We start from the raw sequence: 15,040 nt of genomic DNA on the forward strand, positions 1-15,040 counted from the left end.
GCTATGCGAGAGTAGTTCACCGCCAGGCTCCCAATTAAACAGACCCTTCGTGAAAACGAAGGGTTTTTTTATTGGTATTGCTGGTGGGTTACCTGTCCGAGTGAGCGAAACGCTATGCGACCAGTTCGTCCGGAACGAACTGGGACAGCTTTAGCTGGCCGCAAAGCGGCGAACCCCATGGAGGGGGTGAGCAATGTAGTTCACCGCTATTCGACAGAGCCGGCCTTTTTGCTTTATCTACCTAAAAAGCTGTCCCAATCTTTCCATACAGGCTGCAGACCTTGCTGTATCAAGGCTTTGGCGACCTCTTCAGGTAAACGGGTATCATCTATACTAAATTGTTCGAGGTTTTCTGGCTCAACACTGTAACCGCCGGGTTGGGTCTTTGAACCTGCGCTGACGCTGGTGATGGCCAGTGGTACTACGTGCTGGCGAAACTCGGCCGACTCGCGCGTTGACAGGCTGATTTCCAACTCTGGCGCAAACAGACGAAAGGCGCATAGCAATTGGATTAACTCTTTATCACTGATTGGATTACTCACCTTGTTACCGCCACTGCAAGGGCGTATTCTGGGGACAGATAAGCTAAAACGGCATTGCCAATACTGTTTTTGTAAGTATTGCAGATGCTGCGCCAGTAAGATGGCATCGGTTCGCCAATCGCTAAGACCCAGCAAAATACCCAGGCCGATTTTATCGATACCGGCCTGGCCAACTCTGTCGGGTGCATCCAGCCGCCAGTGGATATCGCTTTTTTTGCCTTTTAAATGATACTGCTGATAAGCGGCGGCATTGTAGGTTTCCTGGTATAGCATTACAGCGTCTACACCAAGACTTTTCAGCCTGGCATATTCCTCGATGGTTAGTGGCTGCACTTCTAACTGCACGTTGCTGAAGTGACGTCGGATCAATGGCAGCACATCACAAAAGTAGTCTATACCCACTTTACGCTCGTGCTCACCGGTAACAATCAGCACCTGATCTATGCCGAGGCCTTTAATAGCAAGGCATTCCTGTGCTATTTCGGCAGAGTTTAAGGTGCGCCGTTTTACTTTTTGGCTTAAAGAAAAACCGCAGTAGGTGCATTCGTTAGCACAAAGGTTAGACAGATACAAAGGCGCATAAAACTGCACACTGTGGCCAAACCTTTGCCGGGTCAGCTGTTGTGCTTTGGCTGCTAGCAAAGGTAACAAAGGTAAAGCGGCCGGAGACAGCAGCGTTTGTAAGTCACAGAGTGTTAAACGTGTTTTATGCAGTGCTGACCGCACCTGAGCTGTTGAAAAATTGCGGCTTTGCAGTTGCAGTGTTTGCCAGTCTTGTTGCTGCCATTGCGTATAAAAGCTCATAGGGTCGCCAGAAAGTCAGTGAGCGGGCTTGAGGGCTCCGCGTGTGAATGTGCGGCCGCTAACCCGGCGTTGTATGCCGTGCGACCAGCATTTACTGCTTGTGCAAAGGCTAGGGCCATTGCAACCGGGTTCTGGCTGCTGGCAATGGCGGTATTAACCAGCACTGCCGCAGCGCCTAGCTCCATGGCCGCTGCCGCGTGGGATGGTGCGCCAAGGCCAGCGTCGATAATAACCGGCACTGTGGCTTGTTCGATAATAATCTCCAGCATAGCGCGGGTTTGTAAACCCTGATTAGAGCCAATGGCAGCGCCCAACGGCATTACCGCAGCACAACCGGCTTGTTCCAGCCGTTTACATAAAACAGGATCGGCGCTGCAGTAGGGCAGTACCACAAAACCCAATTTAACCAGTTGCTCTGCTGCTATTAACGTTTCGATAGGATCCGGCATTAAATAACGTGGATCAGGATGGATCTCCAGTTTTAGCCAGTTGGTTTGCAAGGCTTCACGCGCTAACTGCGCCGCAAAAATGGCTTCTTTGGCTGTTTTGGCCCCTGAAGTGTTAGGTAGCAGTTGGATATTCATCTGTTGTAGTGGGTGAAGCAAATCATCCTGCTGTTGTCCCAACTGCAGGCGTTTCAGCGCCAGAGTAACCAACTGACAACCACTGGCTTGTATCGCTTGCTGCATAAGGCTGGGATGAGCAAATTTACCACTACCCAGCAGTAAGCGGCTACTAAAGCTTTTGTCTGCTATGCGAAGCATGGTCAACCTCCGGTAACTATCTGAAATAGTTGTATCTGATCATGGTTTTGCAGTTGATACTCTTGCCACAGACGTTTAGCGATAACGCTGTTATTAACCGCTATTGCCAGGCCCTCAGTTCTTAATTGTTGCTGCTGCAACAGTTGCGTTAACGTGCTGACAGTAGCAAGTTGCAGCGGGGTGTCGTTAAGCATGATGCGCATAGTATTGCTCCACTTGATGTTTAAGCCGTAAGAACGCCTGCTCCGGTTCAGTTTGTGCAGTGATGGCCGACACAACGGCAACGCCTGCTACACCGCATTGCAATACAGCATCAAGTCGCTGTGGATTAATACCACCAATGGCGACAGTCGGGATATCGTCACAGAATGCGGCATAATGTTTCAGGCGAGTCAGCCCTTGTGGCTGCGACGGCATCTGTTTGGTTTGTGTGGCAAAAATATGCCCCAGCGCAATGTAAGAGGGCCGTAATTGATGTGCCCGCAGCAGCTCTGTATAGCTGTGCGTTGAGATACCAAGACATAAACCCGCTGCTGCTATTGCATTAAGATCTGCCTGTGCTAAATCCTCCTGCCCGAGGTGGACACCATAAGCACCGTATTTAATGGCCAGTTGCCAGTGATCATTAATAAATAGCCGTAGTTTATAATCGCGGCTAAGCAGTACTGCTTCTGCTATTTGCCGTTCAATCTCGTCTGGTGAGCCTTGTTTTATCCGCAATTGAATGACATCGGGCTCAAGCGGTAGCAAACGTTTTAACCACTGTAGGCTGTCAATTACCGGATAAAAGCCGATAGGTGTACTGATACAGGTAAAACTTAGCCCTTTATAAAGGGTATCCTGCGGCAGAATTAACTGTGGGAAATAGCAGCGTTTTGTTGGCCAGCTATGATGTTGCAGACAACCGGCACCTTTGCCCGTGGCATAACTATGCTTTAAAGCCTGCTGTAAATAAGCCCGGGCAACGATGACGCTATCGGCAAGTTTATAGCCATAAGCATGCACAGCTGCGATAGCACTGGACAAAACACAGCCGGTGCCATGGTTATGCAGTGTATTAAGCCGGGGCTGTTGTAAGCTAAAGCGTTGCGCTGTGCTGCAGTAATGGTCGGTTACCGTAGCTGTATCAGCACCGTGACCGCCTTTAACCAATACGGCTTTTACACCCCATTGTAATAATTGATTCGCCTGCTCATTGCTGTCTGCAAGCGCCAGGTCACTGAGTATTGCCAGCTCTGGCAGATTTGGCGTGATAAGGTCAAGCAGCGGCAGGAGTTGCTGCCGCCAGATGCTTAGCATGCTTTGGCTGACAAAGTTATAACCGCTACTGCTGCTTAACACCGGATCGGCGATAACCACAAACTGATGGTCCGCTTTATGTTGTACCAGCCAGTTAACCAGCTGCGCCAGTAATTCTGCATCAGGGATAAGCCCGATTTTAATCACTTTAGGAGGCATATCCTGCAACAAGCAGTTCAGCTGAGTGATAAACAAGGTTGTGCTTACTGGCTCATAACCAATGACTTCAGTGCTGTTTTGCGCAGTTACGGCGGCAATTACACTACAGCCATGACAGCCCAGTGCGGCAAAAGTGTGCAAATCGGCCTGAATGCCGGCACCGCCACCACTGTCTGAACTGGCAATCGTCCAGACGATGGGTTTGGTTTCAGTTAAAGTGCTATGCATCAGTGGCGGCCTCTTCCTGCTGGATTTGCTGATTAAGCCGCATAGAGCAGAACTTAGGGCCGCACATAGAGCAAAATGGCTCGGCATCTGCACCTTCGTGGCTTAGTGTTTCATCGTGATAGGCTTTAGCGGTAAATGGATCCAGTGCCAGGTTGTACTGATCCTGCCAGCGAAACTCGTAGCGGGCTTTAGACAATGCATTGTCTCTTAGCTGTGCAGCAGGATGGCCTTTAGCCAGATCTGCCGCATGAGCAGCAATTTTATAGGCGATAAGGCCTTGTTTTACATCTTCTTTGTTTGGCAGGCCTAAATGCTCTTTTGGTGTGACATAACACAACATGGCACAGCCAAACCAGCCAATCATAGCTGCACCGATGCCTGAGGTAATATGATCATACCCCGGTGCGATATCTGTGGTCAGCGGGCCAAGCGTATAAAAGGGGGCTTCATGGCAGTGTTTTAGCTGCTCAGTCATATTTTCCTGAATAAGCTGCATTGGTACATGGCCCGGGCCTTCAATCATTACCTGCACATCATAGTGCCAGGCAATTTTTGTCAGCTCGCCTAAGGTGCGCAGTTCGGCAAATTGCGCCTCATCATTGGCATCGGCAATACTGCCCGGGCGCAGGCCATCACCCAGCGACAATGAAATATCGTAAGCGGCACAGAGCTGGCAAATTTGCTCAAAGTGCTGGTACAAAAAGTTTTCCTGATTATACAGCCTGGTCCATTGCGCCATAATAGCGCCACCACGCGATACTATGCCGGTAACCCGCTTAGCCGTTAAGGCAACAAAATCTTTTAACACACCGGCATGGATAGTAAAGTAATCGACGCCTTGTTCGGCTTGCTCTACCAGAGTGTCGTAAAACACCTGCCAGTTAAGCTGGCTGACATCACCTTTAACTTTTTCCAGCGCCTGATAAATCGGTACTGTGCCAATCGGTACCGGGCTATTGCGTAAGATCCAGTCGCGGGTTTGGTGAATACGCCGGCCGGTTGATAAGTCCATTACCGTATCGGCGCCCCAACGGGTGGCCCACACCAGTTTTTCTACTTCTTCTTCAATGCTGGAGCTGACCGAGGAGTTGCCGATATTGGCATTAACTTTTACTTTAAAGTTGCGGCCAATAATCATTGGCTCTGCTTCCGGGTGATTAATATTGGCCGGAATAATGGCGCGGCCAGCCGCAACTTCCCGGCGTACAAACTCTGCTGTGATATGTTTGGGTATCGCTGCACCAAAGCTTTCGCCCTGATGGCTTCTAACGCCATCGCTGGTAGCCGCCATATTTTCTCTAAGTGCAATAAAATGCATCTCCGGCGTAATAATACCGGCCCGGGCATAATGTAATTGGGTTACCGTTTTACCGGCTTTGGCCCGCAGTGGTTGGTGCTCAAACTCGGTGATCTGCTCATCCAGGGCGATATCAGCAAAGGGCGGTAGCGGTGAGGGCGCAACATCGGCGCGCGCGGTAATCCAGTTAAGGCGTAACTTCGGTAAGCCTTTGAGCACATCTAATTGCTGCGCCGGATCACCATAAGGGCCTGAGGTGTCATACACCGGCAGGTTTTGGTTAGGCTGCTCGCTGCCATCGGCCAAGCGGCTGGGACTAAGATGAATATCCCGCACTGGTACCTGCATGCCGCTGTGTTCGCACAACAGATAACGGCGGCTGGAACCGGGGAACGTTTCACCCTGCAGCGCCTGAATATAAGCACGGGCATGGGCACGTAAATCACGTTTGGATAAGGTTGGTGCAGACATAGCAAACTCCGGTTAACAAGTTGAGGTTGCTTGTCCGGAGTGGGGCAGGTAATAACAGGTAACAAAACCGCCAGGCGGATTACTACTGTGTTATGTGCTGTATTTCCCCTTGTTTCCCTTCGCAGGTATTAGCCTGATCAGGTTCAACGGATCCCGTTTTCACGGTCTCAGCCCGCTGTAAACAGCTGGGCACTCCGACAAGATAGCGCTAAGTATTCATGTATTCCTGATGAAATTCAATAGTGATGTTTAAAAGCTTGCGCCGGTAACACCCATTGTGCTCGCCACAGCAACTCGCCCTAATGCCTACGGCAGGGCTCAGACACTCTGTGGCTGCGCAAACGGGGTTATCGGCTTCGCTATGCACAGCATAACGGTCAGAGTTATAAACTTTGCACATAGAGATAAAGCGACTTTAGAATTTTCATTTTCTGCTCATCACTGGCATGTTCATGCGCCAGATTTTCCAGCACCAGACTAAAATCTTCCATCGTCAGGTTAGGGTTATCCACGCCATGCATCAGCTTATCGGTGCGGTAGCGTTGCCACTTCTGCTGTTCGCTGTCGGTCAGGCTGGCCGGATAATTACGGGCGCGGTATAAAAACAGCAGGCTGTTCAGGCGCTCATCACTAAACACCGGTGCACTAACGGCTAATTGCTCCGGTGCTAACTGATGCAATTGCTGCATTTTTTGCTTATCGCCATCGCTAATAAAACCGCTATACAGCTGATAATCCGGGTTGGTTTCTGCCGGAAACTCATTTAACTGCTGATACAGCTCTATTGTTTTGGCTTGCGTAGCGCGATGTTGGCGCAAAAAGTCTAAATGTTTAAGGCACTGGGCGCGGTCGATACCAAAAGCGGCTGCGCGCTCTTCAGTCAGCGTTTTTGCCGGTGCTAACACAGGGCATTTATTCAGGTGAATAAGTTTTAAACCCAGCCGCTGCTCGCCGTCAGCCAGATCGGCGGTTTTGGTGTACAGCTTTTGCTGCAAAGTCGCAATATCGTCTGCAAACAACGGTGTTGGATCAGCCTGCAGGTTATAGCAAATCACCGCATTTTTATTAGTAGGGTGAAATGCCAGGGGCACTATCCAGCTAACACAACCCTGAGTGGCGGGAAACTTAGACGATACATGCACCAGTGGTGTCATGCCAGCAACATCAATCAGCTCGGCCACTTTGGCTTTTTTACGCAGTTCAAATAAATATCCAAACAGCTTGGGCTGCTTTTGTTTTATCAGTTTTGCCATAGCAATAGTGGCGTATACATCGGATAACGCATCGTGAGCGTTTTCATGTGCCAGACTGTTAGCTTTAGTCAGCTCTTCCAGCTTAAAGCTGGGGCTGCCATCCTCGCGCACAGGCCAGTTTATGCCGTCTGGTCGCAGTGCATAGCAGGCGCGCACCATGTCTATAAGATCCCAACGGCTGTTGCCGTTTTGCCATTCGCGGCCGTAGGGCTCATAAAAATTGCGGTACAGGCTGTAACGGGTGACTTCATCGTCAAAACGCAGGTTATTATAGCCCAGCACACAGGTATTGGGCGTGCTGAAACGCTGCAGAATGCGCTGCATAAACTCAGTTTCGGCCAGGCCTTTTTTATTACACAGCTGCGGTGTCAGGCCGGTAATTAATGCCGCTTGCGGATGCGGCAGGTAATCGTTTGCCAGTTGGCAATACCAAACATCAGGCTCGCCAATAATATTCAGCTCAAGATCGGTGCGAATGCCGGCAAACTGAGCCGGGCGGTCGCGTTTGGGATCGGCGCCCCAGGTTTCATAGTCGTGAAAATAGAACGTAGGCTGTTGGTTCAATTTTTATGTCCTGCGTTGTAATGTGTAGTATTCGTTTGGGGCAAAGACAAAACCATGCCTTTAGCCATAGTGTAACAGCTGGGGGGCAATGTCGTCGATGCAGCCAATACGCAGCAGAAACAGAATGCTATTGCCAGAGCGGTTTCATGCATACGGGCCAAGCTTAAAATTGCTGACTTTGTACCGCATAATTTTCGCCGTACTATAGCAACCAGGCTGACAGAGTAGGGCGTAGCGCCGCATCTAGCATAGAAGATGTTAGGCCATAAGCTTAGTGGGTTATGGCCATTTACAACAGGCACGACTGGATAGATGAGCAACGCCAAGCTTATGAAAAGTGGTTTGAATTTATTAGCAACGCGCTGGTTAAAAAGCCGTCTAGGTGATATGTTTCTTTGCTTTCAGGGATTTATTGTTCAATGGAAAATAGCTAAATGGAGTCAGTACGCTTAATGCATCTTACAATTGGCTGGTGGAATACAAGTCTTTCGCCGAGAGGTAAGCCAAGATTAGGAGGACATGAAGAGAATTTAGTGTTGGCTCTGATTGTTATTAAGAATATGCTTGTGGAAAAAGAGTTAGACTTTTTGGCTCTTGGAGAGGTGTGCCGCGATGATTTTATTGAAATATCCTTACTCTTAAAAAATACAAGTTATGAAATACAAATCTGTGACTCCAAAGTGGGAGGAAGCGTATTCAGCCAAGCTTATATCTATAACTCACAGAAAATTGGCATTTTGACGTCTACTTTACTCACATGGGAAATTGTAGATAGGAAGTATAGAGTCGGGCACGCTTTAAAAATTGCTATTGTAGACGGTTCGCAGTTTATTCTTATAGTGTCTCATTGGCCGAGTAAAATGCCAGGCGATGCCGATAAAATTAGACCTCATTTGGGAGCTAGGTTGAGGGACTACTTCAATGACATAAGAGCCTCCGAAACGGATATCCCTCACATGATACTTATGGGTGACTATAATTCTGAGCCATTTGAGGCACCATTGTCAGAGTATTTAATAGCGACCAGAGATAAAGAAAGAGTTCGAAAAAAATCAGATCTTTTCTATAACCCGTACTGGAAAAATTTGGGAATGTCAACGTGTGACAGATACTGTGGCAGTAGTTACTATAAAAGTGGTTTATATAGCAACTGGAGCTTGTTTGACCAAATATTATTTTCTTCCGCCTTTGTTAATGGAAATTTTTGGAAGTTAGATGAGGATGGAGTCACCCTTGGCATCGAATCTGCCTTAGAGTTAGTGTCGAACAGCAAATTAGTATTTGATCACCTACCTGTTTTCGCTCGACTGGAGAAGATAAATGAATAATTTTAAAAGGGCATTTGAGCAAGGAATTAAACATGCAGATGAAGCTGCTGAAAATATAGCGGAGATAAATGAAGTTTTAGATGACTTTATTAAGTCGATAGCCGAGCTTTCTGGTAACAAGGTTAAAATCTCTGTTAAGGACAAATTTGAATCTGAGAGTGGTAACCCTTTTACTACAGCGTTGGCTGCAGGTATAGGATATTTCGGCCCAAAAGGCCGTCATTATGAGGCTTTGGTTGCAACAAATGATAATGTTGCAGACTCCCCACAATTTGAGCTTTGTGAATGGAAATTGAGTGAAAAAGGTTATCCTGTGAGAATAAGCTATGCAGGACAATCTCCTTCATGTGCCGATAAAGAGTCCCTCACTGATAATTTGACTGAGTTGATCAGCAGCCCTAGAGCAGGAAAGTTTTTTAAACAACTGATAGAGCTTACAAGTTAAATCCAATAGCTTCTAAAAGCTGCTTTTATTACTCCTGATTAAGTTTTTATACGACTTCAAAGCGATTTTACATTAAATGTTATGTAGGTGGGAACTTAAAGGTCTAAAACATGTTGAAATTCACTGGTAGTGATGTTGTTGCGATAGTTAGTATTGTTGTGGCCGCGTTATCCTCCGGCTACGCTGCCTGGGTGTCTAATGAAGCCAATATAAAAGTTGAGGTTCTTCGATTGAAATACAAGGATGAAGCTACACTTCGAGATCAGCAATTCACATTAAAAAATAATAGATGCAAGTCTCTCGTCGATACCGCTGCAAGTCTCGCCAAAGCTGGGGCAGGAACTGATATTGAGTCTATTTCTGAAAATGAGCGTTATATTTGGGCGGGGATAGCGCAGCTTCCTCCGTTGAAGCAAAACTACTTACTGAAACACTATATTAAAGGACCTGATCAGTCTGATGAGTATGGTGTAATATTCACTAACCAGCTAACAAGTCTTACTCTAATAAATCTTGCTGAAGAGGCCGTGTTGTGCCAGACAGAAAAGATATAAAAATGTATTAGTCTCGACTTGATCTGACACATCTACTTGAAAAGATGAGTAACACCTTCAGCATGGCTCATAGAAGCCGTTTGATAAAAAAGCTAAGCCCCGTATTGATGATTTGATAAAGGAAGCAATGCGTTCGCCGTTAGAAGGTAAGGGTAAACCTGAACGTTTAGTCGGGGATTTCGCCGGCTTCTATTCACGCCGAATAGACCGTGAACACCGTTTGGTTTACACCTACTCAGATGGGTATCTGATAATAGCGCAGTGTCGGTTTCACTATTAAGAAAGGGGCCTAAGGCCCCTTTCTCCCATATCCATTTGAACGCCTTACTTATCATCATCCATTAAACTTTCCAGTGCAGAGCCTGGATCTTCTTCACCACAAACAGAGCCGTCGTCAGGGCAGGCGGCTTCAGCATCCCGGTGTGATAAGGGCTTGTGTTGTTTAGGTTGGCTGGCTGGTGCACGGTTCTCAGGTTCAGTATCTACAGGAAGCGTCATGCGGTTATTTTACCTTAACTAAAACTTAGTTAAGTATAGGCAACAGCCTCAGCTATGCAATGCTGGCTTACGCTGAGCTTACCGGCTTAATAGTTTTAGCTGATAATGTTTTGGTAAAGTCCTGTGCTGGCCGTGGTGGTGACACCAGATAACCCTGGCCTTTATCACAGCCTGCCTGCAGCAGAAAATCCAGCTGTTGCTGATGTTCAATACCTTCGGCAATAACATCAAGCCCTAGCGCTTTCCCCATAGCAATAATAGCGCTGGCAATTTGGCAGGCACTGATATTGCCCGGCAGATCCTGCACAAAGCTTTGATCAATTTTTAGCGTATCAATTGGCAAGCGTCGCAGGTATGACAGCGAAGAATAACCGGTGCCAAAGTCGTCTATAGATAATTTAAACCCCAGTGCTTTGAGTTGGGTTAGTTGATTCAGCGTTTGTTCTGCCTGCTCCGGGATCAGGCAGCTTTCAGTCAGTTCAAGTTCAATCAGCTGTGGGGCTATAGCTGCCAGTTGTACTATCCGATGTAGCCGCGTAACAAAGTCTGTATCTGCCAGTTGTAGCGCCGAAACATTTACCGACACGGGAATGGCAAAATCTTGCCATTGCTGCAGCTGCAGGCATACCCGTTGCAGTACCTGTTCGCCCAGTGCGCTAATTAAACCGAGCTTTTCTGCCAGCGGAATAAATAATGCCGGCGATACGGTACCAAGCTCAGAGTGTTGCCAGCGTACTAAGGCTTCAAACCCCACCAGTTTTTTTGTTGTCAGTTCAAATTTGGGCTGGTAATGCACATCCAGTTGCTGTAACCGCAGTGCTTCGCGCAATGCCTGCTCCAGTTTGAGTTCATCTGCATTTTGCTGCCCGGCGCTGGCCTGATAAAAACAATACTGATTACGCCCGCCGCTTTTCGCCTGATACATGGCGACATCGGCATGTTTTACCAGTTGCTCTGCCGTGCAGCCATCTTGTGGGTATACTGCAATGCCAATGCTGGTGGTAAGAAAAAACTCCTGGCCAAGTAAACGTACTGGTTTTTCTATTTGGCAGATCATGCGTTTCGCTAGGTGTTCTACTGTTGAAGCATCGGTTACCTCGGGCAGTAAAATAGTAAATTCATCACCGCCGAGCCTGGCAACCGATTCGCCTTCACGTACAGTTGCGCTTATCCGGCTGGCCACTTCTTTTAATGCCTGATCGCCAGCCTGATGGCCCAAAGTGTCATTAATACGTTTGAATAAATCCAGATCCAGAAACAGCACCGCAAGTTTATGCTTATGCCGGTGCGCGTTAGCTAAGCTCAGCTGTAGCCGGTCAAGAAACATACGCCGGTTAGCCAAACCAGTTAGCTCATCAATATAAGCCAACTGGTGAATTTTTTGCTCTTGCTGTTTGCGCTCAGTAATATCGCTGAAAATAGCGGCAAACTGGCTTATTTGTTGTTCTTCATTACGAATGGCGGTGATGGTAAGCCACTGCGGGTATTGTTCACCGTTTTTACGCTTGTTCCAGATCTCGCCTTGCCAGCGCCCTTGTTGTAATAACACCTGCCACATGCTGCGGTAAAAGTCTGGCTGATGCCTGCCAGAGCTTAACAAACGGGGGCTGTTGCCAACAACATCCTGCATGCTGTAGCCGGTGATATGGCAAAAGCTGGGGTTTACCGACTGAATAATACCGTCTTTATCGGTGATCATAATGCCATCTAGCGAGGCATCAATCACTTTGTGTGCCAGGCGTAAATAATCGGCAGAGGTACGCAGTGCTACATCGCGCGCCAGCAGTGCGGTTCTTAGCTGGTCTACATAGGCGTATTCAACATTACGCAAAATGTCGTTAAAAGATAATAAGCCAATCAGCAATGTATCGTTGTGTACTGCAATATGTCGCAGCTGATTATCTGTAAGCAGTTTTACCGCCTGCAATAGCGTGGCCGTAGAGGCGATGCTCAGCAGCGGTGTTGTTGCCAGCTCGCCAACAGCGATACAATTGCTTTGCTGCGCCAGAAAATGAATCAGATCCTGCTCAGTAACAATACCATTGCGGCCATCATCAAACCGTACGATAGCGGCTTCGGTATTCAGCTGTTGCATTTGCTGTACTGCTTGCGCCAGCGGCATGGTTGCATTTAGTTGTAGTGGTGTAGCTGTAATACAGGAACTGACATCACGGAACTGCAGATAAAATTCAATTTTTTGCTGCCGGACGATATCACTCTGAGTTAGCAGGCCAACGGCCTCGCCGTGCTTATTAACCACCAGTAAGCGGCGGATACCATGCTGCAGCATAGTGCTGGCGGCACTGCTAAGCCTGCTACTATCAGTTATGCTGCGCACAGGCGAGCTCATTACTTGCGTCAGTGGCGTATCTGCTGCTTCCGGGCGGCTGAAATCCAGTTTTCTGGCATCGGCTGCTGTCCAGATACCACACACTTTACCATCGGGCACAGCGGTGATCAGAATACAGCTGATAGCATGCTGGCGCATCAGCTTTGCAGCCTCCCGCACGGTTTGTGTGCTGTTACAGCAAACAGGCTTTTTCAGCAGGACAGAAGCAATGATCGGATCGTTATCCTGGTCTTGGGCGTGTGAAACAACAGACATAAAGCAACCTGCAAAGTATGGCGGACAAAGACGGCACTTTATCGTAGTTCGCACTAAGCGGTATTGCGTCAGATCAAGCGGGGGATTTAAGCTTACTGGCTAAGAAACGGGCTGACACAACTGGCGTAACACCGTAAGTGAGGCAGATGTCTGATTTTTTCCGTAGGCCAGCCCCAACTGGCGCTCAAGTTTCAGCTGGGCGATAGGGCGTAGTACTATGTCCTGGCGCTGTAGCAAAGTGTCAAAGTTTGGCACCAAAGCACAGCCAACACCGGCAGAAACCAGGCCCAGTGCATACTCAATGGTTTGAATATCGGCACGTACATCGGCTTTGATACCGCGGCGAACCAGCTCGGGGTACAGTGTATTCCAGGCATCGCACGGAGTACGTTTGATCAGTGGCAGTTGTTCAAAATCGGCCAAATGCACTTCCGCCTGTAAACTAAGTGGGGTACCGGGAGGCATTGCCAGCAAATAGCTGTCATGCCAGAACGGCTGAAATGCTTCACCGGCTTTTAGCAGTTGCGGGGTAATAATACGGGCGTCACAGTGTTCATCAGGCTCTACCAAATGCAACTCCAGCCCCTGCACATTATTGCTGAATTCGCGTAACAGCTGGCTCATGCGCTCGACACCTAAAGCACGAATTAAACCAAGGCGGAATTTTACCCGCGCCACCGGTTGGCTGAATGACGCTTTAAGCGACTGCAACTGGCTTAGCAAACGCCCGGCATGGCCATAGAGTTTTTCGCCATCTTCCGTTGGTGTTACGCCTTTAGGTAACCGGACAAACAGTGTAACCCCCAGCTCTTGTTCCAACTGGCGCAAGGCAGCAGAAAGCGAAGGCTGTGCCACGCAGCACAGGCGGGCAGCAGCACTAACACTGCCTTGCTCGTACACCGCAACAAAGTAACTGAGTTGGCGGATATCCATAGTTTTAAACTATACCTGATACAGAATTATTATATTTTAACTCTATACCAAAGCAGGCTAATCTGGCCATAACAAAAATTATTTCGCTGGTTTTATTGAGGAATTTGCTATGACACGTGCACATTTTGACTGGCAGGACCCATTCGCATTTAGCAACATGTTGACAGAAGAAGAGCGGATGATCCGCGATACCGCTCATCAGTATTGTCAGGAAAAGCTGCAGACACGTGTGTTAATGGCCAACCGCGAAGAGCATTTTCACCGTGAAATTATGACTGAACTCGGCGCGCTGGGTTTGCTTGGCGCTACCTTGCCGGAAAAATACGGCTGCTCAGCAGTTAATTATGTCTGTTATGGCCTGGTGGCCCGTGAAGTAGAGCGGGTAGACAGTGGTTATCGCAGTGCAATGAGTGTGCAATCGTCTTTGGTCATGCACCCCATTCACGAGTACGGCAGCGAAGCACAGCGGCAAAAATACCTGCCTAAATTAGCCAGTGGTGAGTGGGTTGGCTGTTTTGGTTTAACTGAGCCGGATGCAGGTTCAGATCCGGCTGGTATGCGAACCACAGCGAAAAAGACCGCCGCTGGTTATGTGTTAAACGGCAGTAAGATGTGGATCACCAATTCACCCATTGCCGATGTATTTGTGGTGTGGGCCAAACTGGACGGTGATATTCGTGGTTTTGTGCTGGAAAAGGGTATGAAAGGATTAACAGCGCCAAAAATTGAAGGTAAGTTCTCATTACGTGCTTCAGTTACCGGCGAAATTGTAATGGATAATGTTGAGGTACCGGAAGATGCACTGCTGCCTAATGTCAGCGGCTTAAAAGGGCCCTTTGGCTGCTTAAATAAAGCCCGCTACGGCATAGCCTGGGGCGCGCTGGGGGCGGCAGAGTTTTGCTGGCATGCAGCCAGACAGTATACGCTTGACCGCAATCAGTTTGGCCGGCCGCTGGCAGCAAACCAGCTTATTCAGAAAAAGCTGGCTGATATGCAAACTGAGATCAGCATTGGTTTGTTGTCGTGCTTACAAGCCGGGCGGCTGATGGATCAGAATTTACTGGCACCGGAGACGATCTCGCTGATTAAACGCAATTCTTGTGGTAAAGCACTGGATATTGCCCGTGTAGCGCGTGATATGCACGGCGGTAACGGTATCGCCGACGAGTTCCATGTAATCCGTCATGTGATGAACCTTGAAGCAGTAAACACCTATGAAGGTACCCATGATGTACATGCGCTGATTTTAGGCCGGGCGCAAACTGGCTTACAGGCGTTTAGCGGCTAACAAGCCTG

The 15,040-nt window shown here is 48.3% G+C and carries 12 protein-coding genes, 2 pseudogenes and 1 riboswitch; of the genes and pseudogenes, 5 read left to right on the plus strand and 9 right to left on the minus strand.

All coding sequences use genetic code 11. The features are described from left to right. Positions 1–233: 233 nt before the first annotated feature. From thiH to sbcB, 6 genes and pseudogenes are all read right to left on the minus strand, one after another. A complete protein-coding gene (gene thiH / locus M2404_RS16965; RefSeq protein WP_259240946.1) occupies positions 234–1,346 on the minus strand; it encodes a 2-iminoacetate synthase ThiH in 1,113 nt (370 codons plus the stop codon). Continuing rightward, positions 1,343–2,110, minus strand: coding sequence for a thiazole synthase (locus tag M2404_RS16970; RefSeq protein WP_259240947.1), 768 nt, complete (start codon positions 2,108–2,110; stop codon positions 1,343–1,345). Before M2404_RS16970 ends, thiH begins: the two co-directional genes overlap by 4 nt. Before the next feature lie 2 nt (positions 2,111–2,112). Continuing rightward, entirely contained in the window at positions 2,113–2,313 is a 201-nt protein-coding gene (thiS, locus tag M2404_RS16975) for a sulfur carrier protein ThiS (protein ID WP_259240948.1), read from the minus strand. Continuing rightward, positions 2,297–3,796 carry a thiamine phosphate synthase gene (gene thiE / locus M2404_RS16980; protein WP_259240949.1) on the minus strand — a complete coding sequence of 500 codons (1,500 nt, stop codon included), beginning with the start codon at positions 3,794–3,796 and terminating at the stop codon, positions 2,297–2,299. Before thiE ends, thiS begins: the two co-directional genes overlap by 17 nt. 16 nt (positions 3,797–3,812) lie before the next feature. Next, positions 3,813–5,564: pseudogene (gene thiC, locus M2404_RS16985) on the minus strand (phosphomethylpyrimidine synthase ThiC); the annotation flags it as partial. A gap of 96 nt (positions 5,565–5,660) precedes the next feature. Further along, positions 5,661–5,771: riboswitch (TPP riboswitch) on the minus strand. A gap of 176 nt (positions 5,772–5,947) precedes the next feature. Then, entirely contained in the window at positions 5,948–7,381 is a 1,434-nt protein-coding gene (gene sbcB / locus M2404_RS16990; RefSeq protein WP_259240950.1) for an exodeoxyribonuclease I, read from the minus strand. A gap of 434 nt (positions 7,382–7,815) precedes the next feature. On the opposite strand from sbcB, the gene M2404_RS16995 reads away from it, so the two are divergent. From M2404_RS16995 to M2404_RS17010, 4 genes and pseudogenes are all read left to right on the plus strand, one after another. Beyond that, complete coding sequence (locus M2404_RS16995; RefSeq protein ID WP_259240951.1) at positions 7,816–8,709, plus strand: endonuclease/exonuclease/phosphatase family protein; 894 nt, start codon at positions 7,816–7,818, stop codon at positions 8,707–8,709. After that, positions 8,702–9,154, plus strand: a complete 453-nt coding sequence (locus M2404_RS17000) for a hypothetical protein (RefSeq protein ID WP_259240952.1) — start codon at positions 8,702–8,704, stop codon at positions 9,152–9,154. Before M2404_RS16995 ends, M2404_RS17000 begins: the two co-directional genes overlap by 8 nt. Before the next feature lie 110 nt (positions 9,155–9,264). Beyond that, entirely contained in the window at positions 9,265–9,708 is a 444-nt protein-coding gene (locus tag M2404_RS17005; protein WP_259240953.1) for a hypothetical protein, read from the plus strand. Positions 9,709–9,799: 91 nt separating this feature from the next. Beyond that, positions 9,800–9,988 (plus strand): annotated as a pseudogene (locus M2404_RS17010) (Txe/YoeB family addiction module toxin); the annotation flags it as partial. A 44-nt stretch (positions 9,989–10,032) separates the two neighbouring features. On the opposite strand, the gene M2404_RS17015 reads toward M2404_RS17010, so the two are convergent. The 3 genes from M2404_RS17015 to M2404_RS17025 form a co-directional block, all read right to left on the minus strand. After that, positions 10,033–10,206, minus strand: coding sequence for a hypothetical protein (locus tag M2404_RS17015; RefSeq protein ID WP_259240954.1), 174 nt, complete (start codon positions 10,204–10,206; stop codon positions 10,033–10,035). Positions 10,207–10,273: 67 nt separating this feature from the next. Beyond that, entirely contained in the window at positions 10,274–12,811 is a 2,538-nt protein-coding gene (locus M2404_RS17020; protein ID WP_259240955.1) for an EAL domain-containing protein, read from the minus strand. Between the two features lie 99 nt (positions 12,812–12,910). Further along, on the minus strand, positions 12,911–13,744 hold the full coding sequence (locus M2404_RS17025; protein WP_259240956.1) for a LysR family transcriptional regulator: 834 nt from the start codon (positions 13,742–13,744) through the stop codon (positions 12,911–12,913). Between the two features lie 109 nt (positions 13,745–13,853). On the opposite strand from M2404_RS17025, the gene M2404_RS17030 reads away from it, so the two are divergent. Next, the gene (locus M2404_RS17030; RefSeq protein ID WP_259240957.1) at positions 13,854–15,032 is read left to right on the plus strand and encodes an acyl-CoA dehydrogenase; all 1,179 of its coding nucleotides are present in this window, start codon (positions 13,854–13,856) and stop codon (positions 15,030–15,032) included. Positions 15,033–15,040 lie beyond the last annotated feature (8 nt).

Origin of the sequence: Rheinheimera pacifica, assembly GCF_024809855.1 — a bacterium.
Classification (GTDB): Bacteria; Pseudomonadota; Gammaproteobacteria; order Enterobacterales; family Alteromonadaceae; genus Alishewanella; species Alishewanella pacifica_A.